Annotated in this window: 23 protein-coding genes; 6 read left to right on the top strand and 17 right to left on the bottom strand. The window is 62.4% G+C overall.

The features are described 5' to 3' along the window. Nucleotides 1-382: 382 nt before the first annotated feature. Nucleotides 383-817: a MarR family transcriptional regulator gene (locus ACXX81_RS05575; protein WP_057010357.1), complete on the bottom strand. Its 435-nt coding sequence runs from the start codon at nt 815-817 to the stop codon at nt 383-385. 121 nt (nt 818-938) lie between these two features. Continuing rightward, entirely contained in the window at nt 939-3,068 is a 2,130-nt protein-coding gene (gene recQ / locus ACXX81_RS05570; protein WP_209983510.1) for a DNA helicase RecQ, read from the bottom strand. 277 nt (nt 3,069-3,345) lie between these two features. Between recQ and ACXX81_RS05565 the strand changes: the two genes are divergently transcribed. From ACXX81_RS05565 to ACXX81_RS05555, 3 genes are all read left to right on the top strand, one after another. After that, the gene (locus ACXX81_RS05565) at nt 3,346-3,933 is read left to right on the top strand and encodes a UPF0149 family protein (protein WP_231421572.1); all 588 of its coding nucleotides are present in this window, start codon (nt 3,346-3,348) and stop codon (nt 3,931-3,933) included. Between the two features lie 20 nt (nt 3,934-3,953). Then, nucleotides 3,954-4,337, top strand: a complete 384-nt coding sequence (locus tag ACXX81_RS05560) for a YbaN family protein (RefSeq protein ID WP_458571338.1) — start codon at nt 3,954-3,956, stop codon at nt 4,335-4,337. Nucleotides 4,338-4,438: 101 nt separating this feature from the next. Next, a complete protein-coding gene (locus ACXX81_RS05555; RefSeq protein ID WP_458571337.1) occupies nt 4,439-7,909 on the top strand; it encodes a hybrid sensor histidine kinase/response regulator in 3,471 nt (1,156 codons plus the stop codon). A 124-nt stretch (nt 7,910-8,033) separates the two neighbouring features. Here ACXX81_RS05555 and ACXX81_RS05550 read toward each other — a convergent pair whose 3' ends face one another. Then, the gene (locus ACXX81_RS05550) at nt 8,034-9,398 is read right to left on the bottom strand and encodes a DNA recombination protein RmuC (protein WP_458572566.1); all 1,365 of its coding nucleotides are present in this window, start codon (nt 9,396-9,398) and stop codon (nt 8,034-8,036) included. Nucleotides 9,399-9,573: 175 nt separating this feature from the next. After that, on the bottom strand, nt 9,574-9,897 hold the full coding sequence (locus ACXX81_RS05545) for an SEL1-like repeat protein (protein ID WP_458571336.1): 324 nt from the start codon (nt 9,895-9,897) through the stop codon (nt 9,574-9,576). Nucleotides 9,898-10,355: 458 nt separating this feature from the next. Here ACXX81_RS05545 and ACXX81_RS05540 point away from each other — a divergent pair, with 458 nt between their 5' ends. From ACXX81_RS05540 to ACXX81_RS05530, 3 genes are all read left to right on the top strand, one after another. After that, nucleotides 10,356-10,661 (top strand): hypothetical protein, encoded by a 306-nt coding sequence (locus tag ACXX81_RS05540; protein ID WP_458571335.1) that lies wholly within the window; start codon nt 10,356-10,358, stop codon nt 10,659-10,661. A 443-nt stretch (nt 10,662-11,104) separates the two neighbouring features. After that, complete coding sequence (locus tag ACXX81_RS05535; protein WP_003175353.1) at nt 11,105-11,329, top strand: hypothetical protein; 225 nt, start codon at nt 11,105-11,107, stop codon at nt 11,327-11,329. A gap of 548 nt (nt 11,330-11,877) precedes the next feature. Then, nucleotides 11,878-13,155, top strand: a complete 1,278-nt coding sequence (locus tag ACXX81_RS05530; protein ID WP_057010350.1) for an OmpP1/FadL family transporter — start codon at nt 11,878-11,880, stop codon at nt 13,153-13,155. A 65-nt stretch (nt 13,156-13,220) separates the two neighbouring features. Here ACXX81_RS05530 and ACXX81_RS05525 read toward each other — a convergent pair whose 3' ends face one another. From ACXX81_RS05525 to cobO, 13 genes are all read right to left on the bottom strand, one after another. Then, nucleotides 13,221-13,772 carry a glutathione peroxidase gene (locus tag ACXX81_RS05525; RefSeq protein WP_231421569.1) on the bottom strand — a complete coding sequence of 184 codons (552 nt, stop codon included), beginning with the start codon at nt 13,770-13,772 and terminating at the stop codon, nt 13,221-13,223. 151 nt (nt 13,773-13,923) lie between these two features. Then, the gene (locus ACXX81_RS05520; RefSeq protein ID WP_416195169.1) at nt 13,924-15,132 is read right to left on the bottom strand and encodes an MFS transporter; all 1,209 of its coding nucleotides are present in this window, start codon (nt 15,130-15,132) and stop codon (nt 13,924-13,926) included. A gap of 54 nt (nt 15,133-15,186) precedes the next feature. After that, on the bottom strand, nt 15,187-15,591 hold the full coding sequence (locus tag ACXX81_RS05515) for a MarR family winged helix-turn-helix transcriptional regulator (protein ID WP_209983523.1): 405 nt from the start codon (nt 15,589-15,591) through the stop codon (nt 15,187-15,189). Between the two features lie 42 nt (nt 15,592-15,633). Next, a complete protein-coding gene (locus ACXX81_RS05510; RefSeq protein WP_458571334.1) occupies nt 15,634-16,362 on the bottom strand; it encodes an adenosylcobinamide-GDP ribazoletransferase in 729 nt (242 codons plus the stop codon). A 2-nt stretch (nt 16,363-16,364) separates the two neighbouring features. Further along, nucleotides 16,365-16,940: an alpha-ribazole phosphatase family protein gene (cobC, locus tag ACXX81_RS05505; RefSeq protein WP_322214163.1), complete on the bottom strand. Its 576-nt coding sequence runs from the start codon at nt 16,938-16,940 to the stop codon at nt 16,365-16,367. Further along, nucleotides 16,937-17,992: a nicotinate-nucleotide--dimethylbenzimidazole phosphoribosyltransferase gene (gene cobT, locus ACXX81_RS05500; RefSeq protein ID WP_231421566.1), complete on the bottom strand. Its 1,056-nt coding sequence runs from the start codon at nt 17,990-17,992 to the stop codon at nt 16,937-16,939. Before cobT ends, cobC begins: the two co-directional genes overlap by 4 nt. Continuing rightward, the gene (gene cobU / locus ACXX81_RS05495) at nt 17,989-18,510 is read right to left on the bottom strand and encodes a bifunctional adenosylcobinamide kinase/adenosylcobinamide-phosphate guanylyltransferase (RefSeq protein WP_458571333.1); all 522 of its coding nucleotides are present in this window, start codon (nt 18,508-18,510) and stop codon (nt 17,989-17,991) included. The genes cobT and cobU overlap by 4 nt, the downstream gene beginning before the upstream one ends. Before the next feature lie 510 nt (nt 18,511-19,020). Continuing rightward, a complete protein-coding gene (locus ACXX81_RS05490) occupies nt 19,021-20,472 on the bottom strand; it encodes a cobyric acid synthase (RefSeq protein WP_458571332.1) in 1,452 nt (483 codons plus the stop codon). Continuing rightward, nucleotides 20,469-21,458 (bottom strand): threonine-phosphate decarboxylase CobD, encoded by a 990-nt coding sequence (cobD, locus tag ACXX81_RS05485; RefSeq protein ID WP_209983536.1) that lies wholly within the window; start codon nt 21,456-21,458, stop codon nt 20,469-20,471. The genes ACXX81_RS05490 and cobD overlap by 4 nt, the downstream gene beginning before the upstream one ends. Beyond that, on the bottom strand, nt 21,451-22,359 hold the full coding sequence (cbiB, locus tag ACXX81_RS05480) for an adenosylcobinamide-phosphate synthase CbiB (protein ID WP_231421563.1): 909 nt from the start codon (nt 22,357-22,359) through the stop codon (nt 21,451-21,453). Before cbiB ends, cobD begins: the two co-directional genes overlap by 8 nt. Continuing rightward, nucleotides 22,356-23,006 carry a 5,6-dimethylbenzimidazole synthase gene (bluB, locus tag ACXX81_RS05475; RefSeq protein WP_231421562.1) on the bottom strand — a complete coding sequence of 217 codons (651 nt, stop codon included), beginning with the start codon at nt 23,004-23,006 and terminating at the stop codon, nt 22,356-22,358. Before bluB ends, cbiB begins: the two co-directional genes overlap by 4 nt. Continuing rightward, on the bottom strand, nt 23,003-24,358 hold the full coding sequence (locus tag ACXX81_RS05470) for a cobyrinic acid a,c-diamide synthase CobB (RefSeq protein WP_209983542.1): 1,356 nt from the start codon (nt 24,356-24,358) through the stop codon (nt 23,003-23,005). The genes bluB and ACXX81_RS05470 overlap by 4 nt, the downstream gene beginning before the upstream one ends. After that, nucleotides 24,355-24,966, bottom strand: coding sequence for a cob(I)yrinic acid a,c-diamide adenosyltransferase (cobO, locus tag ACXX81_RS05465; protein WP_209983545.1), 612 nt, complete (start codon nt 24,964-24,966; stop codon nt 24,355-24,357). Before cobO ends, ACXX81_RS05470 begins: the two co-directional genes overlap by 4 nt. Nucleotides 24,967-24,996: the final 30 nt, after the last annotated feature.

Below are 24,996 nucleotides of genomic sequence, written 5' to 3'. Positions count from 1 at the left end.
TGGAAAAGAGCCGGAATGCCGGCCCAGCCCAAAGTAACCAAAGCAGTGTGATATCCATCAGACAAATGGAGATCCAAATGTGGGAGGGGGCTTGCTCCCGATAGCAGTGGGTCAGCTACACATAAGCTGACTGACCCACCCTCATCGGGAGCAAGCCCCCTCCCACATTTTACGGCGTACGGCAGACAATTCCCGTCGGTTCTAAGGCTGCCGCGCTTTTGCTTTTGATCTGAGGCGCCCCGTTAAACACGCTGGCCGAACGCAGGCGAGGTGCCGAGTGTTGGGGCGAAGCGTTTTGGGTTAGTTTTTGTGCTCTTCAAAAAGTGACCCGCTGTAAGAGCAGAACCGCCAGTAGCCATTACCCAAATAACGGATCACTTAATCAAGACTTCTCCAAATTTTGCAAAATATGCCCATGCACCCGCATGCACACTTTCAAATCCGCCTCATCCACCCCCACAAACAACTCATGGCGCAAAGCAGTCGCGATCGTCTCAATCTGATCAATCAACGGCCGAGCCGTATCACACAACAAAATCCGCTTGGCCCGCCGATCCTCCACCACAGCCTGGCGCTGCACCAACCCCTGGCCTTCGAGGCTGTCGAGCAACCGCGCAAGGGTCGGCCCTTCCACACCTACGCTCTGCGCCAGCTCCCGCTGAGTCGGGGCATCTTCGAAACGCGCCAGGTGCAGCAGCACCAGCCAACGCGCCTGGGATAAGCCCAGCCCCGCAAGGCGGCGGTCCAGCTCGGCGCGCCAACCTCGGGACATTTGCGCCAGTTGCATGCCAAATCGGTGTTGATCGGTTAACGGCATAAAAAACTCGTGTTTTAGACTGAAAATAAAGTTTGGCTAATTATTAGTCAGCTAAGCATGAGCCATGCCCATAGGCAATAGTGGCTATGTACTGATTCGTTACATTGTCGCAATTGGCCCATTAAATCTCGAATTCAGACTGCAACGCCGCACGTACACAGTACAGGACGCCTTCCGGCACACGTCCGGTGAACAGCGGTGCGATCTCCGCAACGGGTGGCAGTTCGCCCTCTCCGTCAAGGAAGGCATCCTGAATTTCGCCGAGCAGATCCTCCGGTAAATCAAGGGCCTGCTCAAGTGACAATTGCTGCTTGCCAATGGATTCAGCGAGCAAGGTGTAGACGTTTTTTTCCGAGCATTGCAGTTGGCCAGCGATCTGGATCGGCGTCATGCCGGCTCGCGCCAGGCTGATCAGTTCGTGGCGGATATCGGCGACTTCCTTCGGCGCTTCGGCTTGCCCGCCGAGTACTTCGAGGAAGGCCTGGCCGTAGCGCTCCAGCTTGCGCGCGCCCACGCCGCTGACCCTGGCCATCTCCGCCATGGTGGTGGGCTGCTCGCGCAGCATCTCCAGCAAGGTGGAGTCGGGGAAGATGACGTAAGGCGGCACGCTGTGTTCCTGCGCCAGTTTGCGGCGCAGGGTGCGCAAGGCTTCCCACTGTTCGCGTTCTTCGCCACGCACCAACTGACTGGCCTGGCTGGTGCTGCTGCTTTTGGCAGTGGTCTGCGGCTTGAGGTCGCGGCGCAGCTCCAGGGTTACCTCGCCCTTGAGCAGCGGCCGGCAACTGTCGTTAAGGCGCAGGCCGCCGTAACCTTCGATGTCGATATCCACCAGGTTGCGCGCGACCATCTGCCGGAACAACGAACGCCATTCGCCCTCCGCGCGGGCCTTGCCGACGCCGTAGACCGAGAGCTTTTCGTGGCCGAAGCTGCGCACTTTCTCGTTGTCCTTGCCCAGCAAGACATCCACCAAATGCCCCACGCCGTAGCGCTGGCCGGTGCGGTAGATGGTCGACAATGCCTGACGCGCCGGCTCGGTGGCGTCCCAGGTCTGCACGCCATCGGTGCAGTTGTCGCAATGGCCACAGGGCTCGGGCATGTCTTCGTCGAAGTAGGCGAGCAAGGTCTGACGACGGCAACGGGTTTCTTCGCACAGCGACAGCATGGCGTCGAGCTTGTGCTGCTCCAGGCGCTTGTGACGCTCGTCGCCTTCGGAGTTCTGCAACATCTGCTTGAGCATCACCACGTCCTGCAGGCCGTAGACCATCCAGGCATCCGCCGGCAGGCCATCGCGGCCGGCGCGGCCGGTTTCCTGGTAGTAAGCCTCGAGGGATTTGGGCAGGTCCATGTGGGCGACGAAGCGCACGTTGGATTTGTCGATGCCCATGCCGAACGCAATGGTTGCCACCATGATCAGGCCTTCCTCGTTGAGGAAGCGCTTCTGGTGGGCCGAGCGCGTCTCATTGGGCAGGCCCGCGTGGTACGGCAGCGCTGGGTAGCCCTGCTCGCAGAGGAACGCCGCCACTTCGTCGACCTTTTTACGCGACAGGCAGTAGACAATGCCGGCATCGCTGCGCCGCTCGGACAGGAACGCCAGCAACTGCTTGCGCGGCTGCTCCTTGGGCACGATGCGGTAGAAGATATTCGGTCGGTCAAAACTCGACAGGAAACGCTCGGCGTTCTGCAGATGCAGACGCTCGACGATTTCCTCACGGGTACGCTTGTCGGCGGTGGCGGTCAGGGCGATACGCGGCACATCGGGGAACAGCTCGGCCAACTGGCCCAACTGCAAATATTCGCGACGAAAATCATGCCCCCACTGCGACACGCAGTGGGCTTCGTCGATGGCGAACAGCGCGATTTCCAGGCTCTGCAGAAACGCCAGCATGCGCGGCTGCACCAGGCGCTCGGGGGCCAGATAAAGCATTTTCACTTCGCCGCGCTTGATGCGTGCGGCCAGGTCGCGCTGCTGCTCGGCGCTGAGGGTGGAGTTCAGCGAGGCCGCCGCGACGCCGAGTTCTTCCAGGGTAGCCACCTGATCGTCCATCAACGCGATCAACGGCGAAACCACCACCGCCAGGCCATTGCGCAGCAAGGCTGGCACCTGGAAGCACAAGGATTTGCCACCGCCGGTGGGCATCAATACCAGGGCATCACCACCGTTGGCCACGCGCTCAATGATCGCACCCTGGCGGCCACGAAAACTGTCGTAGCCGAAGATGTCCTTGAGGACGCGTTGAGCCTGCTCGAGCATGTAAAACTCCAAAATGGTGCCGAAATCCCTCTGTACAGGCTGGCCGAAAAACTGCGCGGGCTCGGAAAATAATCCGTAAGCGAAGTTTTCCCGGAGCGCCGCCCGGCCTGCATGGGGCATCACAAAACGCGGCAGTATACCCGAGCGTCATCCGGCAAAGGGCGCGACTGACGAATAGACCTCTCTCGCTAAAACCTGGCAAATATGCAGTGCGGCTGGCCTGGGCGCTCAAGAAAGCCTAGAATTCAGCATCGTTTATTCCCAAGGTAGTCCTTCAATGTCCTTCGCTGAGCAACTAACCCGCCTGCAAGCCTTCCTCGACGCCGATGAGCTGCATGACGAGGCGCTGGACTACGTGGCCGCCCACGGCTACCTGACCGCCCTGTCGATTTGCGCCGACGTCGTCCCCGACCGTGAATGGATCGACGCGCTGTTCGCTGAAGAGCCTCACTACACCGACGACGCCCACCGCGAAGAAATCGAATCCACCCTGGTGGCCCTCAAGGCTCACATCGGTCGCCAACTGGCCTCCGACGAGGAATTCGAGCTGCCGTGCGAGCTGGACCTGGGCGAAGATCCGGATGACTCCGACCTACGCGGCTGGTGCATCGGTTTCATGGAAGGCGTGTTCCTGCGTGAAGCCGCCTGGTTCGAATCGGCCGAAGAAGAAGTCAGCGAGATGCTGCTGCCAATCATGGTCGGTTCGGGCCTGTTCGAGGAGGAAGCTGAATTCTCCGACATCGCCGCCGACGCCAATCTGATGGACGACATGATCGTACAGATCCCGGAAGCCCTCACCGCGCTGTACCTGCTGTGCAACGCGCCTGACGAAAAACCGGCGATTCTCAAGCCTCGCCACCACTGAGTGGTTTGCCCGTGACACCCATGGGCAATCGCTCGCCGCTCCTGCGCTATACGCTGCTGGCCATCGGCTGGCTCAGCGTGGCGCTGGGGGTGATCGGCATTTTCCTGCCGGTGCTGCCCACCACGCCGTTCCTCCTGCTCGCCGCCGCCTGCTTCGCACGCAGCTCTCCGCGCTTCTACCGCTGGCTGGTGGAGCACCCGCAACTGGGCCCGTGGATTCGAGGCTATCTGGACGGCAATGGCATCCCGCTCAAGGGCAAGGTCTACGCCATCGGCCTGATGTGGCTGAGTATCGGCGTATCCTGCTACCTGGTGCCCTCGCCCTGGGCGCGCGGGTTCATGCTGACCAGCGCCGTGCTGGTAACGGTTTACATCCTGCGTCAGAAAACCCTGCCACCGAGGTGATCGAGGGGGCGACCTTGGTCGACACTGACTAACCCCCTGCATCATGCGAGACTGTCCCGCCGGGCCGGGTCTGCCTGGGTGTTCCTGTGCTCGGAGTTAACATGACGCTGTCCAGCGGGCTGATCGCCGCCGTTGCCCTGGCCTATATGGCCATTATGTTTGCCATCGCCTTCTACGGTGACCGCCGCCGCGCGCCATTGCCACCACGTGTGCGCGCCTGGGTGTACAGCCTGTCGCTGGCGGTGTATTGCACCAGCTGGACGTTCTTCGGCGCCGTCGGCCAGGCGGCCGAACAGCTGTGGGCATTCATCCCGATCTACCTGGGCCCGGTGCTGTTGCTGGTACTGGCACCCTGGGTGCTGCAAAAGATGGTGCTGATCAGCAAGCAGGAAAACATCACCTCCATCGCCGACTTTATCGCCGCCCGTTATGGCAAATCCCAGTCGCTGGCCGTGGTGGTTGCATTGATCTGCCTGGTCGGCGTGCTGCCGTATATCGCGCTGCAACTCAAAGGCATCGTGCTGGGGGTCAACCTGTTGATCGGCTCTGGCGCCGACACCACCGGCACCCGCGCCCAGGACACGGCGCTGGTGGTTTCACTGGTGCTGGCGCTGTTCACTATCGTCTTCGGCACCCGCAACCTCGACGCCACCGAACACCACCGAGGGATGGTGCTGGCGATTGCATTCGAATCGCTGGTCAAGCTGTTCGCGTTTCTTGCGGTCGGCGCGTTTGTGACCTACGGCTTGTATGACGGCTTCGACGACCTGTTCAGCCAGGCAATGCTCGCGCCCCGGCTGGAGGAATACTGGAAAGAGACCATCAATTGGCCGTCGATGGTGGTGCAGACGGGCGTGGCCATGATGGCGATCATCTGCCTGCCACGGCAGTTCCACGTCACAGTGGTCGAGAACATCGACCCGCAGGACCTGCGCCTGGCCAAATGGGTGTTTCCGGCGTACCTGATCCTCGCCGCACTGTTCGTGGTGCCAATTGCCTTGGGCGGCAAGATGCTGCTGCCCGGCTCGGTATTGCCCGACTCCTACGTGATCAGCCTGCCCTTGGCCGAAGCTCATCCGGCGCTGGCGGTGTTGGCGTTTATCGGCGGCGCCTCGGCCGCCACCGGCATGGTGATCGTGGCCAGTATCGCGCTGTCGACCATGGTGTCCAACGACATGCTGCTGCCCTGGCTGCTGCGCCGTTCCAGCGCCGAGCGGCCGTTCGAAGTGTTCCGCCACTGGATGCTCTCGGTGCGCCGGGTCAGCATTGTGATCATCCTGCTGCTGGCCTATGTCAGCTATCGGTTGCTGGGCTCCACCGCCAGCCTGGCCACCATCGGTCAGATCGCCTTTGCCGCCGTGACCCAACTGGCGCCCGCCATGCTCGGCGCGTTGTACTGGAAGCAGGCCAATCGGCGTGGCGTGTTTGCAGGCCTCGCGGCGGGCACGTTCCTGTGGTTCTACACCCTGGTCCTACCGGTGACCGCGAAAAGTCTCGGTTGGTCCTTCAGCATTTTCCCCGGCATGACCTGGCTGCATTCGCACCCGCTGGGGTTGTCCGTCACCTCGCTGACCCTCGGCACGGTGTTTTCCCTGGCAGGCAACTTCACTCTGTTCGTGTGGGTGTCGATGTTGTCGCGCACCCGGGTTTCCGAGCATTGGCAGGCCGGCCGCTTTATCGGCCAGGAGACCAGCCAGCGTGCCAGCGCGCGCTCCATGCTGTCGGTGCAGATCAGCGACCTGCTCAGCCTGGCGGCGCGCTTTGTCGGTGAGGAACGCGCGCAGCAGAGCTTCATCCGCTTCGCCTATCGTCAGGGCAAAGGTTTCAACCCCAACCAGAATGCCGACAATGACTGGATCGCCCACACCGAACGCCTGCTGGCCGGGGTACTCGGCGCCTCGTCGACGCGGGCGGTGGTAAAAGCTGCCATTGAAGGTCGGGAAATGCAGCTTGAGGACGTCGTCCGAATCGCCGACGAAGCCTCGGAAGTGCTGCAGTTCAACCGGGCCCTGTTGCAAGGCGCCATCGAGAACATCACCCAGGGCATCAGCGTGGTCGATCAGTCACTCAAGCTGGTGGCCTGGAACCGCCGTTACCTGGAGCTGTTCAACTACCCGGACGGGCTGATCAGCGTGGGCCGGCCGATTGCCGACATCATTCGCTACAACGCCGAACGCGGCCTGTGCGGCCCGGGCGAGGCCGAGGTGCATGTGGCGCGACGTCTGCACTGGATGCGCCAGGGCCGTGCGCACACTTCCGAGCGTCTGTTTCCCAATGGCCGGGTGATCGAGCTGATCGGCAATCCGATGCCGGGCGGCGGCTTTGTCATGAGTTTCACCGACATCACCGCGTTCCGCGAAGCGGAGCAGGCCCTCACCGAGGCCAATGAAGGGCTGGAACAACGGGTGACCGAGCGCACCCATGAACTGTCGCAACTCAACCTGGCACTCACCGACGCCAAAGGCGTGGCCGAGTCTGCCAGCCAGTCGAAAACCCGCTTTCTCGCCGCAGTGAGCCATGACCTGATGCAGCCCTTGAACGCTGCACGTCTGTTCTCCGCCGCCCTCTCCCATCAGCACGACGGCCTTTCGACCGACGCCCGGCAACTGGTGCAGCACCTGGACAGTTCGCTGCGTTCGGCTGAAGACCTGATCAGCGACCTGCTGGACATTTCGCGCCTGGAAAACGGCAAGATCAACCCGCAGCGTCAGCCGTTTGTACTGAACGAACTGTTCGACACCCTTGGCGCCGAGTTCAAGGCGTTGGCTCAGGAGCAAGGCTTGCGCTTTCGTCTGCGCGGCAGCCGTCTGCGAGTCGACAGTGACATCAAGCTGCTGCGGCGGATTTTGCAGAATTTTCTGACCAATGCATTCCGTTATGCCGAAGGCCCGGTGCTGCTGGGCGTACGCCGGCGTCGCGGGGAATTGTGCCTGGAGGTGTGGGACCGTGGCCCGGGCATTCCGCTGGATAAACAGAAGGTCATTTTCGAGGAGTTCAAGCGCCTGGACAGCCACCAGACCCGCGCCGAGAAAGGCCTGGGCCTGGGCCTGGCGATTGCCGATGGCTTGTGCCGGGTGCTGGGCCACCGCCTGAGCGTGCGCTCCTGGCCGGGCAAAGGCAGCGTGTTCAGCGTGCGCGTGCCATTGGCGCGCAACCAAGCCAGCCCACCGCTCAAGGCGCCGCAGGAAACCGGCCAACCGCTGAGTGGCGCGCGCGTGCTGTGCGTGGACAATGAAGACAGCATCCTGATCGGTATGCGCAGCCTGCTGACCCGGTGGGGCTGCGAAGTATGGACCGCCGCCGATCAGGCGCAATGCGCCGTCTTGCTTGCCGACGGCGTACGTCCGCAACTGGTGTTGGTGGACTATCACCTGGACCACGGCGAAACCGGCACCGGGCTGATGGGTTGGTTGCGTGCGCAGCTGGCCGAGCCGATTCCCGGCGTGGTGATCAGCGCCGATGGCCGTGCAGAGACAGTCGCCGAAGTTCACGCAGCGGGGCTGGACTACCTGGCCAAGCCGGTAAAACCTGCAGCGCTGCGGGCGCTGTTAAGCCGGCACCTGCCGCTGTAAGCCTGCTTCACTCGGTCAAAATGTGGCAGGGGGCGTGCTCCCGATTGCAGTCGCTCAGCCAACCAAAACGTAGCTGGCCCGCCGCTATCGGGAGCAAGTCCCCTCCCACACTGGGGCTGCGTTTTTATTCGGGAACGTGCGCCACGCCATCAGAGTCGGTCATCGCGCGTTCGAGCAAATCGGCCGGCAGGCTTTTGCTGGCGCGGGCACCGAGCAGCCTTAATTGCTCGGTGCGGCTGACCAGATTTCCGCGTCCATCCGTAAGCTTGTTGCGCGCTGCGCTGTAAGCCTTATCCAACTGCTGCAGCCGGTTGCCCACTTCATCCAGGTCCTGGATAAACAGCACGAACTTGTCGTACAGCCACCCGGCGCGTTCGGCGATCTCCCGCGCGTTCTGGCTTTGACGCTCCTGCTTCCACAGGCTGTCGATCACGCGCAATGTGGCGAGCAAGGTGGTGGGGCTGACGATCACGATGTGGCGGTCGAACGCTTCCTGGAACAGGTTGGGCTCGGCCTGCAAGGCCGCCGAAAAAGCCGCCTCGATCGGCACGAACAACAGCACGAAGTCCAGGCTGTGCAAACCCTCCAGGCGTTTGTAATCCTTGCCGGCCAAGCCTTTGACGTGATTGCGCAGCGACAGCACGTGCTGCTTCAACGCCGCCTGGCCGATCACCTCGTCATCCGCCGCCACATACTGCTGGTAGGCGGTCAGGCTGACCTTGGAGTCGACGACCACCTGCTTGTCGCCGGGCAACATGATCAGCACATCCGGCTGGAAACGCTCGCCGTCCGGACCCTTGAGGCTGACTTGTGTCTGGTACTCGCGGCCCTTCTCCAGGCCTGCATGCTCCAGCACGCGCTCAAGGATCAACTCGCCCCAGTTGCCCTGGGTTTTCTGGCCCTTGAGGGCGCGGGTCAGGTTGGTGGCTTCGTCCGACAGGCGCAGGTTCAATTGCTGCAGGCGTTCAAGCTCCTTGGCCAGGGAGAAACGTTCACGGGCTTCATTCTGGTAGCTTTCTTCAACGCGCTTTTCGAAGGACTGGATGCGTTCCTTGAGCGGATCGAGCAACTGACCGAGGCGTTCCTGGCTGGTTTCGGCGAAACGCTGCTCACGCTCATCGAAGATCTTCCCGGCCAGCTCAGCGAATTGCGCACGCAGCTCATCCCGGGAACCTTGCAGGTCGGTGAGGCGTTGCTGGTGGCTGTCCTGTTGCTCGCGCAGCTCGGCGCGCAAGGCGGCCGCCAGGGCGTCGAGGCGGCGCAGTTCGGTTTCCTTGGCGCTACGGTCGAGATTCCAGGCGTGGGCGGCATCGCGGGCATTATCGCGATCGACCTGCAGCAATTCGACCTCGCGACGCACGGCCGCCAGATCCGCCTGCTTGGCCGCGTTGGCGTGGCTCAAGTCGCTGATCTCATCGCGGCTGGCGTCCAGCTGGGCGGCAAGCCCTTCCTGGGCCAGTTGCGCGGTGGCCAGTCGTTCTTCGAGCAGTTCCCAGCCGGTGGTGCGCGCAGTCAGGCGCCGCTGAAGCTGCCAACACAGCGCCAATAACGGCACCGCGGCGCCCGCGAGGCCCAGCGCGAGGCTGGTCCAGTCAAAAGCCATAGCCATATTTGCCGTCACCGAAAAAGACCAAGGTTAACCAAGCACAGGGCTGGAGGACAGCTCAGTCTTCGACCTGGGCCAATTCGCGCAGGGCACGGTGATCGCCGGCGCGGGCGGCCAGGCGCAGCAGGTCGTGGCCGATGCGACGGTCGCGGGCATTCCCGCATTCACGGCACATGAGTTCGCCCAGGCGACTCTGCGCAGCCACCACGCCTGCGCGGGCCGGCTGTTTGAGCAAACGCCCGGCAAAGTGCTTGACGTTGGTGTGATGCCCCAGGCGTGGACTGTCGAGCAGCCACAAGGCGACCTTCAGGGAGAAGCGCCTGGGTGCGGTAACAGTCTGGGAGGTATCGGTAACAGAAGATGATACTGAGCGAAACTTCATAAAGCACTGTGGGACAGATCGGAAGGCGCGCCACTCTACTCTTTTTTTCGTGCAGGTAAAGCTGAAATAAACCTGCACGCCCGTGCTAGAGCAAGCGCCTGGGACAATCCACAGAAGCTGTGGATAACTCAGTGGACAACCGTGCTTTAACTTGCGCAAAGCCCCATGGAACGGGGGCCGCAGTCAAACTGACGATTTTTTCACCAATAAAAAAAAGCGATGTTTTTCATTGACTTAAATTTTCATTGCAGGCAAATGGCGGCCCCGGAGTGCAAGTACCGGCAGCACGACACAGGCTGCAACCAATGTGCACAAGTTGCAATCATCCGGCTATATGAACGTGATTTTTTGAGTCGTCAACCAGCGCAAATGTTACCGAAGGTGCGAAAGCGGGACTTTTCAAATGCCTTTCCGGTCGCCACACTGCCCCACCTGGCAGCGCATCGGTGTACGGATACATGAAAGGAATGCTGTTATTCGCCGTGTTGTTATTGGCCATCTGCGCGACGTCTCTGGGCATCAATGCGGCGCTGCCCTCCCCCGACGGCGCATTGTTCGCCATCGCCATTCTGGTGTCTGCGGCGTTCACGGCATTGAGCCTGTGCATTGAGCTGGGTGAGGGCCGGATCAATGACATGGGGGATGTGATGAAGGCGGTCGAAGCAGGCCAGTCACTGCGGCTGACCCTGGCCACCTACGCGCTGGGCTGCTCGCTGGCGGCGGCGATTACGGTGCTGGTGTATCGCGGACTGCTTGGCGGCTGAATGAAGTTTTTTTGCCAGCGGGCTTTCCTTTCGTGTTTCGATCCATTACTATCCGCGGCGTTAGTACCAAGCTGAAAGTCAATTCTGGTCGAACAAATCCCCTGAACAACGCGGGATCGACCACCTCGATGGTTTCCAGGTATCGCTTGCGACGACACAGCCTTTGAACAAGCAAAGGGTGTCGCGAAGTTTCCATACTCTGACCGAACCAACCTGCAGATTGATCAGGATCTTCACCCCGGGCCCAGAACCTTTGCCCTTGTTGTGTTGCCTGCCCTCCTAAGTACCTACCTGCCAGCCCAAGCGCGCCTAATTATCAGCGCTTCAAACTGGCGGCTTTGTTCCAGTCAGGTTCTTCGTTTGATCAATGGTGATCAACGTTACTGGAACGTTTTAACGTTGCACGGTTCTTAAACCGTGTCATTTGTAGGAACACCCATAATATGAACGCTCAAATTCACACTCAGGATGCCATCCGCACCCTCACCAACGCTTTTGCCCCAATGAACTGCCTGATCATGGCCGCTCGCAAAGGCTGCTTCAGTTTCACCCTGGTCAACGAACACGGCATCGCGCGTCACAGCGAACGCCTGTACCCCGATCAATACTCCAGCGCAGAACCGCTGCAGGCCGTGATCGAGCGTACCCGTCAGGCACTGGTTGCCTGATCGACCCGAGTCGCTGAAACGCAAAAACCCTGTCTGAAAAACAGGGTTTTTTATTGCCCGCGATTTGTACTCGGCGATTTCGACCTCAGTTCGAATAGATATAACCGTTATAACTGAATGAAGAAGATGTTTTAAAAACAGCCTTTTACATCACGAATATCACACTACACTTCAACTCGAGCGGCATGATCCGCTTTCGGCGAGCCTGAGCTTCGATTCATTGCTGCCAAGCCCTCCCCGCTCAGGCGTCGTCGACCATCCCTGCTGATTGAAGCGTAAGTGAGCCTTATCGACGGGTGACACGTATCTGAAAATAAATATTTCATGCTCAAAGCGGACTACGCATGGTGAGCAAAGCTCGGTAAACCGGTGTTTCGCCAATGAATCATGAGCCCCCACCGACCGGGGAATTTGCAAGATTCGTCAAATAACGGAAATTATGGTCGGATTGTCCTACAAAACCCCTCTATCTCCTGCATTACAGCCTATAGCGCGATGTTAAATTTATTGATACTTTCCGCAACGGTGATCACCACGGAGTTCTAATAATGAAAAAAGTAATGCTCAAGACCACACTTAGCTTCGCCGTTGCCATGGCCTCTTCCCAACTGTTCGCAAGCGGTTTCGCGCTGAACGAACAGAGCGTCAGCGGGATGGGTACGGGTTTCGCCGGTCGTTCCTCTTCTGCCGATGATGCAAGCACTGTCTACGGCAACCCTGCCGGTATGGCACGCCTGCAAGGCCAGCAGGTCACGGGTGGCGCTGCAGCCATCGACGCCTCCACCGACATCAGCGACGTGAGTGGCCGCTCCCGCGGCAGCAACAAAGGCGATATGGTGCCTTTCACTGGCGTTCCTTTCGGTTTCTACACCAATAAACTCAACGATCAATGGGCGGTCGGTTTCGGCGTCTATGCACCGTTCGGCCTGGTGACCGATTACGAAAGCGGCTTCCAGGGCCGTGGCTTTGGCAGCAAAAGCGAAGTAAAAGTCATCACCTTGCAGCCTACCGTCAGCTACGCCTTCAATGATCGCGTTTCCGTAGGTTTTGGCCCGACCATCAACCGCATCGCCGGCACACTGGAATCGGACCTGACGCTGAACCCTGCCGCGCCGGACACCAATATCAAGATCAAGGGTGACGACACCGCACTGGGCTTCAACGTCGGCGTGCTGGTTCAAGCCACCGACACCACCCGTGTCGGCCTGACCTATCACTCCAAGGTCAGCTACAAGCTCGATGGCCATACCGAAGTCACCGCACCGACTGCGACTTCGCCGTTCCTGCGCAGCAATCGCTACGATGCGTCGCTGAAGATCGACACCCCTGAGTCCTACGACCTGTCGGTCACCCAGGACCTGACCGACGCGTGGAAACTCTACGCGGGCGCGACCTGGACCCGTTGGAGCCGTCTGAAAGACATCACCGTCGAAAACAAGGGCGTGAGCGGCGCTACCGGCGGCGCACTGGCGCCAGCCCTGGTGAGCACCATCAAGGAAGACCAGAACTGGCACGATACCTGGGCCTACGCCTTGGGTACCTCGTACCAGCTGACCAAACAGGTGGTACTGCGTACCGGCTTGACGTTCGACCAGTCGCCGACCAACAACACGGATCGCTCGCCGCGCATCCCGACCGGCGACCGCACCATCTTCAGCCTGGGCCTTGGCTACGAAGTGATGCCGAACATGACCGTCGACGTGGCCTACTCCTACCTGAAGGAAGAGGACGTCAAGGTTGCACGCTCCAACCAATTGGCCAGCTACAACGCCAAGTATGAAAACAGTGCCAATGGTTTCGGCCTGGGCATGACCTACCGCTTCTGATTCACAGCGGCATAAAAAAGCCCCGCTCTCCTGCAAGGGAGGCGGGGCTTTTCAATGGGCGCCCATCAGGGTTTGGAGGCGATTGCCTTTTCGACCGCATCTATCAACTCCGGGCTGTCGGGCTTGGTGAGGCTGGAAAAGTCGGCGATGACCTTGCCCTGGCGGTCCACCACGTACTTGTAGAAATTCCATTTGGGCGCGTTGCTTTGCTGCGCCAGCACCTTGAACAGGTGCACCGCGTCCGCGCCCCTGACCGGCTGCGGCTCGGTCATGGTGAACGTGACGCCGTAATTCACATAGCAGACCTTGGCGGTCTCCTCGCCGGTCTTGGCTTCCTGCTTGAAGTCGTCGGATGGCACGCCGATCACTTCCAGCCCCTGACCCTTGTAGCGTTGGTACAAGGCTTCGAGACCTTTGAATTGCGGCGCGAACCCGCAGAAGCTCGCGGTATTGACGATCACCAGCGGTTTACCGGCAAAGCGCTGGCACAGGTCGATGGATTCTTTCGCACGCAACTTGGGCAGTTGCCCTTCGAGCAGCGGCGGACACTCGGCAGCCATCGCCACCCCGCCAAAAGCCGCCATCAACACGGGAACTGCAAGCCAGCGCATGTGCATGTGGAAATGTCCTATAAAAAATTCAGAGCCCGAACTTAACAGATCGACATACCCAGTTGCATCAACGCCAGTCCTCCACGTTGCCAGCCCCACCAGGCCATCAGCAACAGGACGATGCCGGCGACGATCACCAACGACCTTGCTGTCCCGCTCATGCTGCCTCCATCTGCGCCTGCAGCCTGGCCACCGGCCGCTCGCGCACCGGCCAGTTCAGGCCTGCAGCGATCAGGCTGAGCACAATTGCCACCTGCCAGATCAAATCGTAGTTGCCGGTATGATCATAGACCACCCCGCCCAACCAGCCGCCGAGGAACGAGCCGAGCTGGTGAAACAGGAACACAATCCCACCGAGCATGGAGAGGTTTCGCACACCGAACAGCGTCGCGACCGTGCCATTGGTCAGCGGCACGGTGGACAGCCACAGGAACCCCATGGCCATGCCGAACAGGTACGCGCTGACCTGGGTCACCGGCGCCCACAGGAACAGCGCGATCACCACCGCACGCAACAGATACAACCCCGTGAGCAGGCGCGGCTTGGACATGCGCCCGCCGAGCCAACCGGCGGTGTAGGTGCCGAAGATATTGAACAGGCCAATCAACGCCAGCACGGTGGTGCCGACCGTGGCCGGCAAATGCTGGTCCACCAGGTAGGCGGGCAAATGCACACCGATGAACACCACTTGAAAACCGCAGACAAAGAAACCAAAAGCCAGTAACCAGAAGCCGGAGTGGGAACAGGCTTCCCGCAACGCTTCACGCAGGGTCTGCTGGCCGACCAGTACCGGCAGCGGCCTGTCCTTGAGCATGCTGACCAGCGGCAGAATCAGCGCCACCATCAAGCCCAGTGCCAAGAGCGCGGCCGACCAACCCAGCCAACTGATCAGACCCAGGGTGCCCGGCACCATGGCGAATTGGCCAAAAGACCCGGCGGCGCTGGCAATGCCCATGGCCATGCTACGTTTTTCCGGGGCCACCGCACGCCCGACCACACCGAGGATCACCGAAAACGAAGTGCCGGACAGACCGATGCCGATCAACAGGCCCGCGCTTAATGACAGCGACCACGCCGAATCGGACAAGCCCATCAACACCAGGCCCACGGCGTAAAGAACGCCGCCGACAAACACGGTTTTGGTCGCGCCAAAGCGGTCGGCCAGAGCCCCGGTGAACGGCTGCGCCAGGCCCCAGATCAGGTTTTGCAAGGCAATGGCGAAGGCGAAGGTCTCACGGCCCCAGCCGAATTCGGCGCTCATCGGCGACAAAAACAGGCCAAAGCCATGACGCACGCCCAAAGACAACGCCAGGATCAGCGCACTCCCCACAAGAACCCAGCCACTGGTGCGCCACATCGAGGTCATTTCTTATTCTCCGCTCGCGGGTATATACCCGCTTATCGTCGAACGAACCCGCCCTCAGGCGAGTTCGTCCAGCAAGGCCAACAGGGTTTCGCGCTTGTCGGCGCCCAGTCGGTCAATCAGTTTCTGCTGCGCCGCTTCCCAGGCCGGCAACGCAGCAGCCAGCCGCTCTGTACCGGCATCGGTCAACATCACCAGACGGTTTCGCAGGTCGCTACCCTCGACCAACTGCACCAGGCCTTCGCATTCCAGCACCCGCAGATTGCGCCCCAGGGTGCTGCGATCCAGGCCCATGGCATCGGCCAGGCTGGAAATACTCGGCTGATCCAGCCGCTGCAGGTTGCACAGCAGTGAATACTGGGCGACGTTGATCCCGAAGCCGTCGAGGGCGCCGTCGTAGTGCCTGCTGACGCCACGAGCGGCGCGACGCAGGTTGATACATAAACATTGGGAGGCAAGCATGGAGCGTGTATATACCCGCGATTGAGCAAATGCAAGAAAGTGTTACAAAGCCAGCCCGACCAGCACCGCCACTTCCAGCAGCTCCAACACGGCGCCGGCCGTATCGCCAGTGGTGCCACCGAGCCGCTTGACCATCAGCCGGCGCAGGCCGATAAAGCACAGCGCTGCGAGCAGCACGGCGATGCCGCCACTGAAACCGCCGATCAGCAGGCAGGCCAAACCGCTGAGGATCAGCACCTGCTGGCCCACCACGCGCGGTAAATAATCTGACAAGGCCTGGCCCAATCCCCCTGCCCGCACATAGCGCGTGGTGAGAAACAGCGCCAGCATCGAGGCGCGCCCGATCAGCGGCGCCAGGATCAAGGCCGCACCGTTGTGCTGCTCGATCAGGGCGACCAACGCCGCGAACTTGAGCAGCAACACCAGGCCCAGGGTTACCACGGCAATCGGCCCGCTGCGCGGGTCTTTCATAATGCTGAGCGTACGCTCGCGGTCGCCGAAGCCACCGAGCCAGGCATCCGCGCTGTCTGCCAGGCCGTCCAGGTGCAGGCCGCCACTGAGCAATACCCACGCAGTCAATAGCAGCGCGGCGTGCAGCAACAGCGGTGCGCCCATCAACAGACTGTTCAAGCCCCACAGCAGCAACCCGAACAGCAAACCCACCAGTGGATAAAACAGCAACGACCGCCCCAGCTCCCGGGGTTGCGGCATGCCCGGCAGGCGAATCGGCAGGCTGCTCAAAAATTGCAGGGCGATCCAGAACGGCAACATGATCAGATGTCTTCCTTCAATAAACCGCCTGCGCCGACGCGCAGGCTGAACAGCCCGCCGTGGCCGACTTCGACGTTCAGCAACTGCTCGCGGGGCAGGCCACGCGCGCGGGCCAGCAGCAAACGCATCACCCCGCCGTGGCTGATCAACAGCACGCGCTCACCGGCATAGGCCTGATGCAGGCGTGAGACCGCACCAAGTACGCGGTCGGAAAAATCGCTGACCGGCTCTCCCTCGGGTGGGGTGAAGTTATACGGATCGGCCCAGAACAGGCCCAGGCCTTCAGCATCGGTTTGCATCAGTGCCGCCGCGCTCTGCCCTTCCCAGGCACCGAAGTGCAGCTCCTGCAGGTCTTTTTCCAGGCTCACCGGCAGGTCGAGGCGTGCACCCAACTCCTCGGCAAAACGCGCACAGCGTTGCAGCGGCGAACTGATTACGCGGGCCCAGGGCCCCTGCTCGACCACGGCGGCACGCATCTGCGCCCAGCCGTTGGCGGTGAGCGCGTCATCCAGGCTGCCGCGCAGTCCACCGCCCAATTCGGTTTCACCGTGACGCAGCAAGTCCAGGTGCAAGGTCATGCAGGACGGTCCGCCACGGCCGCTTCGGCGAAGGTCGCCATCTGCCCGTGCAGCGCGCAGGCCAGGCGCAACAGCGGCACCGCCGTTGCCGCGCCACTGCCTTCGCCCAGGCGCAGGCCAAGGTCCAGCAATGGCTGGGCGTCGAGGCGTTGCAGCACATGGCGATGCCCTGGCTCGGCGCCACGATGGCCAAACAGCAGCCAGTCGCGGCACGGCGGGTTCAGATGCGTGGCAACCAGCGCCGCGACGGTGCAGATAAACCCGTCCACCAGCACCGCGACGCCCTCCTGGGCACAGGCCAGATACGCGCCGACCAGCGCCGCGATCTCAAACCCGCCGAGGTTGAACAGCGTCTGCAGCGCATCACCGCGTTGCCCGGCGTGCAGCGCCAGCGCGCGCTCGATAACGGCCACTTTGTGGCTGACACCCTGGGCATTGAGCCCCGTGCCCGGGCCGGTCAGGTCTGTCACCGGGCAATCGAGCAAGGCACACGCCAACGCACTGGCGGCGGTGGTGTTGCCGATGCCCATCTCGCCGCCGATAAACAATTGCGCGCCGCTCTCCACGGCGCGCAGCACGCTATCGCGGCCGGCTTGCAGCGCTTGCCTGCCCTGGGCCGCAGTCATCGCCGAGCCCTTGACGAAATTCGCCGTGCCCGCGCCGAGATTCAAATGACGCACGCCGGGCAGTTTCAACGCAGGCGTGACGGTGCCGAGGTCGACCACTTCCAGCTGCGCATCCAACTGGCGCGCCAACACACTGATGGCCGCGCCGCCGCTGACAAAGTTGTGCAGCATCTGCCCGGTCACTTCCTGGGGAAAGGCCGATACACCTTCGGCAACCACGCCGTGATCGCCGGCGAAGATCGCGATCCACAGCCGATCCACCGACGGTTTGACACGTCCCTGCAACCCCGCCAATTGCACCGCCAGCGCTTCCAGTTGGCCAAGGGAACCGGCCGGCTTGGTCAATTGCTGCTGGCGTGCCAGGGCTTGTTCGTACGCCGAGGCGTCAATCGCCTTACACGGGTTGAGCCACCAGGTGTCACTCATAACGCAGTACCTTTCAAAGTCAGGGGCAGGCCGGCGACGGTCAGGACAACACGCTGACAACGCTCGGCCAGGGCTTGATGCAGCCAACCGGCTTCATCCACATAGCGGCGAGTCAATTCGCCCAGCGGCACGACACCCAGACCGGTCTCGTTGCTGACAAAAATGATCTGCCCAGGCAGCGAGGCCAGGGTGTCCAGCAGTTGATCGCGCTCGAACGCCAGGCGCCCTGCGTCCTCGAGCATCAGCAGGTTGGTCAGCCACAGGGTCAGGCAGTCCACCAACAGGCAGCGATCCACTGCCGCGTTGTCGCGCAGGACACGCGCCAGCTCAATGGGCTCTTCGATCAAACCCCAATGCTCGGGTCGACGCTGGCGATGCAAGGCAACCCGCTCATTCATCTCACCGTCCAGCGGCTGGCTGGTGGCGATATAAGTGACCGGCAAGGCACTGTCGCAGGCAAGCTTTTCGGCGAGACGGCTTTTGCCGGAACGAGCGCCACCGAGGATCAGTTCAAGCATGGATGGCACCTTCGGTTGGCTGAAATTGTTTGGCTGTCAGGCCGCCATTGCGGGCAAGCCCGCTTCCACAGAAAAGCACATCAGCTGTTGAGCTGGCTTTTGATTTTGCTTGTGATCTCAGGCGCCCCGTAAAACCACGCTGGCCGAACGCAGGCTTGAATCCGTGGGCAACCCGGCAGGACGCCGGGTTAGCCGCGCTGGGCCATGGATGGCCCATCGCGGCGGCCCACGGATTCAAGCCTGTGTTCGGGCACACCGAGCCTAAGCGAGGTGCCGAGTGGTGGGGCGAGAGCCTTTTGGTTACTTTTGGGCTCTTCCAAAAGTGACCCGCTGTAAGAGCGGAACCATAAGCAGCCGTTACCGCAGCAACGGATATGTACACTGAAAAACCGCCATCGGGAGCAAGCCCCCTCCCACATTTGGAACTCGGCGCTTCAGTTAAATAGTGACCGACTGTCAGGCCGCCATCGCGGGCAAGCCCGCTTCCACAGAGACGCCGTATGTACACCGTCAGATTCCACACAGTTTGCGTAACAACTCGGTATCCAGATGGTTCTCGACCAAATCCGCCAACCGCTCGATATCGCGCTCACGCAACGCGTGGTAATCCACCTCCTGCACATCCGGCAACCCGGCCCAACGCAGCAAGGCGCTGCACGCGGCGGGAGTTTCGAACAATCCGTGCAAGTAGGTGCCGAGAATTTGCCCGTCAGCACTGAGCGCGCCATCACTGCGCCCATCATCGAGCAGCACCGCAGCACGCGACAGCCCGTCACCCGACGTCACCCCCGCATGAATCTCATAGCCACTGACCTCAGCGTCCTCCAACAACAGCCGCCCACGCACATTGCGCAACTGCTTTTCTTCTTCAAGCGTGGTGGTGAACCCCAGCAACCCCAGCCCATCACTGGACCCCGCCGCCCCTTCCAGCCCAAGCGGGTCATGCACCTGCTCGCCGAGCATCTGCAAACCACCGCAAATCCCCAACACCTTGCCGCCATAGCGCAAATGCCGCGCCACGGCGCTGTCCCAGCCATTGGCGCGCAGGTACGCCAAGTCACTGCGCACACTTTTCGAGCCTGGCAGGATGATCAGGTCGGCGGCCGGGATCGGCTGGCCCGGCCCCACGAACTGCAAATCTACCTGGGGATGCAGGCGCAACGGGTCGAAATCCGTATGATTGCTGATGCGCGGCAACACCGGCACCACCACCTTGAGCACCTGCGCAGCCTTGTCGATCTGGCGCCGGTCGATGCCGTCCTCGGCTTCCAGGTGCAGGTCCATCACATAAGGCAACACGCCCACCACCGGTTTGCCGGTGCGCGCCTGCAGCCAATCCAGCCCCGGCTGCAGCAGCGCGATGTCGCCGCGAAAGCGGTTGATGATGAAGCCCCGAACCCGCGCCTGTTCGCTGGGCGAGAGCAATTCCAGGGTGCCCACCAGGTGGGCGAACACGCCGCCACGGTTGATATCGGCGATCAGCAGCACCGGGCAATCCACCGCCTCGGCAAAGCCCATGTTGGCGATGTCGTTGGCGCGCAGGTTGATCTCTGCCGGCGACCCCGCGCCTTCCACCATCACCACCGGGTAGGCTGCGCTCAGGCGCGCGTGAGAGGCCAGCACCGCCTGCATCGCGATGGCTTTGTAATCGTGATAGGCCACCGCGTTCATGCTGGTGACGGCGCGGCCATGGATGATGACCTGGGAACCGGTGTCGCTGTTGGGTTTGAGCAACACCGGGTTCATGTCGGTGTGGGGCGCCAGGCGCGCGGCCTGGGCCTGTACAGCCTGGGCACGGCCGATCTCGCCGCCTTCGGCGGTCACGGCGCTGTTGAGGGCCATGTTCTGCGGCTTGAACGGCGCCACCGCCACGCCCTGGCGCACCAGCCAGCGGCACAGCGCGGTCACCAGGGTACTTTTGCCGGCATCGGAGGTGGTGCCCTGCACCATCAGCGTACTCATGCGGTCTCCCGGTAAGCGGCCAGGGCCGTATCGAGGCGCAGCCAGTCGGCCTCGGTATCGGGCAGGCCGAAGCGCAGGCTGCTGTTGTGGACAAACAGGCGCAGCAGGATGCCGCGCTGGGCCATGAATTCGTGCAGCCGTTCGGCGTGCGTCGTGATCAACCACTGGAACAGAGCGCAGCCGCCCTGAGGTTGAAAGCCGTGGCGCTCGAGCAGGGCAAACAAACGCTGAGCGGCCTCGACACACCGCGCACGCTGGCGCGTATGCCCGTCGCTGTCACGCAGACATGCCTGACCCAGCACGCGCGTCGGCCCGCTGACGGCCCAGGGACCGACCTGCTCGGCGAGCAACTTGAGCAACCGCCGCTCGGCCAGGACAAAGCCAAGCCGCACACCGGCCAGGCCGAAGAACTTGCCGAATGAACGCAGCACGATCAACCCGACCTGATGGGCATGGCCTGCCAGGCTCAGGTGCGGGGTGACGTCCATGAACGCTTCGTCCACCACCAGCCAGCCACCGCGTTGCGCCAGGCGGGCGTGCCAATCGAGCAGACGTTGCGGGCTCAGGTTCAACCCGGTGGGGTTGTTCGGGTTGACCACCACCAGCACATCGAGGCTGTCGAGAAAGAAGTCGACTTCCTGCTCCTGCACTTCGCGCACCACATACCCGGCGCGACGCCAGGCCTCGGCATGTTCGGCATAACACGGCGACAACACGCCGACCTTGCCGGAGCGACGCAGGCGCGGCAGTAGCTGGATGGCCATCTGGGAACCGGCCACCGGCAACACATGCGCCGCGCCGTAATACTCGCTGGCGGCCAACTCCAGGCCATCGTCGGTTTCCGGCAGGCGCGCCCAGGCCCGCAGCGGGATCTCGGGGATCGGCCATGGCCACGGCGCCAGGCCGCTGGACAGGTCGAGCCACTGATCTTCGGCAATACCGTATTGAATGGCCGCCTTGCGCAGCCGTCCGCCGTGCTCAAGCATAAAATTGCGCCCCCGCGCACAGGATCAGCAGCCACAACCATACGCCGCGTTGCACCAGTTGCCAGCCCCGCTCGATGGCATCGGCATCCGCCGGCGGGCCTTCGCCCAGCGGTGGACGCTGGTGCAGCTCGCCGTGATAAATCGCCGCACCGCCAAGCGCCACGCCCAGCGCGCCCGCGCCAGCCGCCATCACCGGGCCAGCGTTGGGGCTGTCCCAGGTCGGCCCCTGGGTGCGCCAGCACTTGAGCGCCAGGCGGGTCTTGCCCAGCACGGCGTAGGTCAAGGCCACCAGCCGTGCGGGAATATAGTTGAGCACATCGTCAATTCTGGCCGCTGCCCAGCCGAAGCGCTCGAAGCGTTCAGTGCGGTAGCCCCACATCGCGTCCAGCGTATTGCTCAGACGATAAAGCACCACGCCCGGCACGCCGGCAACCACAAACCAGAACAGTGCGGCAAATACCGCGTCGCTGCCGTTTTCCAGCACCGATTCGGTGGCGGCGCGGGCGACGTCGGTGGCGTCCAGTTCGGCGGTCTCGCGGCTGACCAGGTAGCTCACCCGTGTGCGCGCCTCAACCAGGTCATCGCTGCGCAGGGCCTGGGCCACGGGCATCACATGTTCGCCCAGGCTGCGCATGCCCAGGGCGCAGTACAACGCGAGGATCTCCAGCGCCCAGCCAATGTAGGGCGCCCATGACAACGCGGTGGCCAGCAGGGTCAACGGCACCACTGCGATCACCCAGGCGGTCACGCCATGGCTGCGCCAGCCGCGTCCACCGCTGTTGAAGCGTTGCTCGATACGCCCGGCGAAGTTGCCAAACGCCACCAGCGGATGCCAGCGCCGGGGCTCACCCAGCAGCGCGTCCAGCGCCACCGCAGCGACGCACAGCAAGGCCACACTCATTGACTCACTCCCCACGCATTTTCATACAGCATGTCACTCAACGGTTGTGGCTCGCGCCAGCCTTCGAGCTGCAGCATCGGCGCCGGATAAAATTCGGCGACCGGGCCCAGGCACAACACGGCCAGGGGTTTGGCGCCCGGCGGCAAGCCCAGCAGGTCGGCCAGGGCCCGGGGCTCGAACAGCGACACCCAGCCCATGCCCAACCCTTCCACCCGCGCTGCCAGCCACAGGTTCTGGATCGCGCAGGACAGCGAGGCCATGTCCATTTCCGGCAAGGTGCGACGGCCGAAGATATGCCGCTCACGGTCATCCATCAGCGCCGCCACCAGCACTTCGGCGCAGTCATGAATGCCTTCGACCTTGAGCTTCATGAACTGGTCGGAACTCTCCCCCAGAGCCTGTGCGGTGCGCACGCGTTCCTCTTCCACCAGTTGCTGAATCCGCCCGCGCAACGAACGGTCGCTGATACGGATAAACCGCCACGGCTGCATCAGGCCGACACTGGGGGCCTGGTGTGCGGCCTGGAGCAGGCGCTGCAATAATTCGGGTGTGACCGTGCCGCCGCTGAAGTGGCGCATGTCGCGGCGTTCGGCGATGGCGCGGTAGACGGCGTCGCGTTCGGCCTGGGGGAATGCGTGATCGGTCATGGCCCAGTCGCGGGCAAACCCGCTCCCACCGTTTGATCTGTGAACGCTGTCTTGAGGTCCGGCGCAAAAAGCGCGGCCACCGCCGCCGGATTCGACGGAAAGTAAAAGTGCACATAGGAAGCGGTCATCCGTCCCTGTCGATACACCGCCTCGGCGCCGCGCCCGCCATTGGGGCTCAGGCCACGGGCGATCGGCTGCCACTCGGTGCTGGTCAAGGAATGGTGATAGGTGTGCCCGCGCAACGTGCCCTCCGGCAGCTCGACACTCTGCAGCGCCAGCGCTGCCAGTTTTTTCTGCATCACCGCGTCGCCCTGCAACAGGCCCACCAGTTCGGCGCGGGTGCCGTCGACGTCGGTGAGCGAGTCGAGCAGGTACAACATGCCGCCACACTCGGCGAGCAAGGGTTTGTTCGCCGCGTGATGGGCGCGAATGGACGCGAGCATCGAGGTATTGTGCGACAGCGCCTGGTGGTGCAGTTCCGGGTAACCACCGGGCAGGTAGAGGCTGTCGGCCTCAGGCAGCTGGCTATCGTGGAGCGGAGAAAAGAACGTCAGCTCGGCCCCCATCGCCCGCAACAGGTCCAGGCTGGCGCCATAGGTGAAGGCAAACGCTTCGTCCCGAGCGATGGCAATGCGCACGCCGGCGAGCAGCGGCTCGGCCTCGATCACTTCAGGCACGGCAAAGGTCACTGACGGCGGCACCGCCACTTCGCAACTGCTGCCCAGCGCCTGGGCGGCGGCGTCCAGGCGCGCGTCGAGGTCATTGAGTTCACTGGCCTGCACCAGTCCCAGGTGGCGGCTGGGCAGTTCGATACCGGTCTCGCGGGACAGCGCGCCGTACCAGCGCAGGCCCTCGGTGAGGCTGCCTTCGAGCAGTTGCGCATGGCGCAGGGTACCGACCCGGTTGGCCAGCACGCCGGCGAACGGCAGGTCCGGCTGGTAGCGCGCCAGGCCCAGGGCCAGTGCGCCGAAGGTCTGGGCCATGGCCGTGCCGTCGATCACGCCGAGCACCGGCACGCCGAAATGTCGCGCCAGGTCGGCGCTGGAGGGCGTGCCGTCGAACAGGCCCATGACGCCTTCAATCAGAATAAGGTCGGCCTCGCCCGCCGCTTCCCACAGCAGGCGGCGACTTTCCTGCTCGCCCACCATCCACATGTCCAACTGATACACCGGCGCACCGCTGGCGCGCTCGTGGATCATCGGGTCGAGGAAGTCCGGGCCGCACTTGAACACGCGCACCTTGCGCCCAAGGTTGCGGTGCAAGCGGGCCAGGGCAGCCGTCACAGTGGTTTTGCCCTGGCCGGACGCCGGTGCGGCGATCAGTACGGCCGGGCAATGACGGGGCTGATTCAAAGTTCGACGCCCTTCTGAGCCTTGATGCCGGCCTGGAATGCGTGCTTGAGCATGCCCATTTCGGTGACGGTATCGCCCATTTCAATCAGCTCGGGCTTGGCGCCACGGCCGGTGACCACTACGTGTTGCATCGGCGGGCGGGCCTGCAGGTCGCTGAGGACCTGATCGAGGTTGAGGTAGCCGTGCTTGAGGGCGATGTTCAGTTCGTCCAGCACCACCAGGCCAATGGAGGCGTCTTGCAGCATCGCCCGGGACACCGCCCAGGCGGCCTCGGCGGCGGCGATGTCGCGCTGGCGGTCCTGGGTTTCCCAGGTGAAGCCTTCGCCCATCACGTGAAAGCGCACCTGCTCGGGGAAGCGGCGGAAGAACATCTCTTCGCCGGTGCTGAAACGCCCCTTGATGAACTGCACCACACCGCACTGCATGCCATGGCCCATGGCGCGGGCCAGCATGCCGAAGGCCGAGCTGCTCTTGCCTTTACCGTTGCCGGTGAGCACCAGCAACAGGCCGCACTCATTCGGCGAGTTGGCGATGCGCTCGTCGATCACGGCTTTTTTGCGCAGCATGCGCGCCAGATGGCGCTCGTCGCGTTCGGGGGAATCGGTCATGGCAGCTCTCCGTTGGGGCTGGACAAAAAC

Source organism: Pseudomonas sp. GNP013, assembly GCF_054343995.1.
This window is presented reverse-complemented; position numbering and strand designations above follow the sequence as displayed.

Bases quoted from the DNA above. Each gene is read 5' to 3' on its own strand.
- ACXX81_RS05575 (WP_057010357.1), bottom strand. From the start codon at position 817: ATGCCGTTAACCGATCAACACCGATTTGGCATGCAACTGGCGCAAATG.
- recQ (WP_209983510.1), bottom strand. From the start codon at position 3,068: ATGCTCGAGCAGGCTCAACGCGTCCTCAAGGACATCTTCGGCTACGAC.
- ACXX81_RS05565 (WP_231421572.1), top strand. From the start codon at position 3,346: ATGTCCTTCGCTGAGCAACTAACCCGCCTGCAAGCCTTCCTCGACGCC.
- ACXX81_RS05560 (WP_458571338.1), top strand. From the start codon at position 3,954: ATGGGCAATCGCTCGCCGCTCCTGCGCTATACGCTGCTGGCCATCGGC.
- ACXX81_RS05555 (WP_458571337.1), top strand. From the start codon at position 4,439: ATGACGCTGTCCAGCGGGCTGATCGCCGCCGTTGCCCTGGCCTATATG.
- ACXX81_RS05545 (WP_458571336.1), bottom strand. From the start codon at position 9,897: ATGAAGTTTCGCTCAGTATCATCTTCTGTTACCGATACCTCCCAGACT.
- ACXX81_RS05540 (WP_458571335.1), top strand. From the start codon at position 10,356: ATGAAAGGAATGCTGTTATTCGCCGTGTTGTTATTGGCCATCTGCGCG.
- ACXX81_RS05535 (WP_003175353.1), top strand. From the start codon at position 11,105: ATGAACGCTCAAATTCACACTCAGGATGCCATCCGCACCCTCACCAAC.
- ACXX81_RS05530 (WP_057010350.1), top strand. From the start codon at position 11,878: ATGAAAAAAGTAATGCTCAAGACCACACTTAGCTTCGCCGTTGCCATG.
- ACXX81_RS05525 (WP_231421569.1), bottom strand. From the start codon at position 13,772: ATGCACATGCGCTGGCTTGCAGTTCCCGTGTTGATGGCGGCTTTTGGC.
- ACXX81_RS05520 (WP_416195169.1), bottom strand. From the start codon at position 15,132: ATGACCTCGATGTGGCGCACCAGTGGCTGGGTTCTTGTGGGGAGTGCG.
- ACXX81_RS05515 (WP_209983523.1), bottom strand. From the start codon at position 15,591: ATGCTTGCCTCCCAATGTTTATGTATCAACCTGCGTCGCGCCGCTCGT.
- ACXX81_RS05510 (WP_458571334.1), bottom strand. From the start codon at position 16,362: ATGTTGCCGTTCTGGATCGCCCTGCAATTTTTGAGCAGCCTGCCGATT.
- cobC (WP_322214163.1), bottom strand. From the start codon at position 16,940: ATGACCTTGCACCTGGACTTGCTGCGTCACGGTGAAACCGAATTGGGC.
- cobT (WP_231421566.1), bottom strand. From the start codon at position 17,992: ATGAGTGACACCTGGTGGCTCAACCCGTGTAAGGCGATTGACGCCTCG.
- cobU (WP_458571333.1), bottom strand. From the start codon at position 18,510: ATGCTTGAACTGATCCTCGGTGGCGCTCGTTCCGGCAAAAGCCGTCTC.
- ACXX81_RS05490 (WP_458571332.1), bottom strand. From the start codon at position 20,472: ATGAGTACGCTGATGGTGCAGGGCACCACCTCCGATGCCGGCAAAAGT.
- cobD (WP_209983536.1), bottom strand. From the start codon at position 21,458: ATGCTTGAGCACGGCGGACGGCTGCGCAAGGCGGCCATTCAATACGGT.
- cbiB (WP_231421563.1), bottom strand. From the start codon at position 22,359: ATGAGTGTGGCCTTGCTGTGCGTCGCTGCGGTGGCGCTGGACGCGCTG.
- bluB (WP_231421562.1), bottom strand. From the start codon at position 23,006: ATGACCGATCACGCATTCCCCCAGGCCGAACGCGACGCCGTCTACCGC.
- cobO (WP_209983545.1), bottom strand. From the start codon at position 24,966: ATGACCGATTCCCCCGAACGCGACGAGCGCCATCTGGCGCGCATGCTG.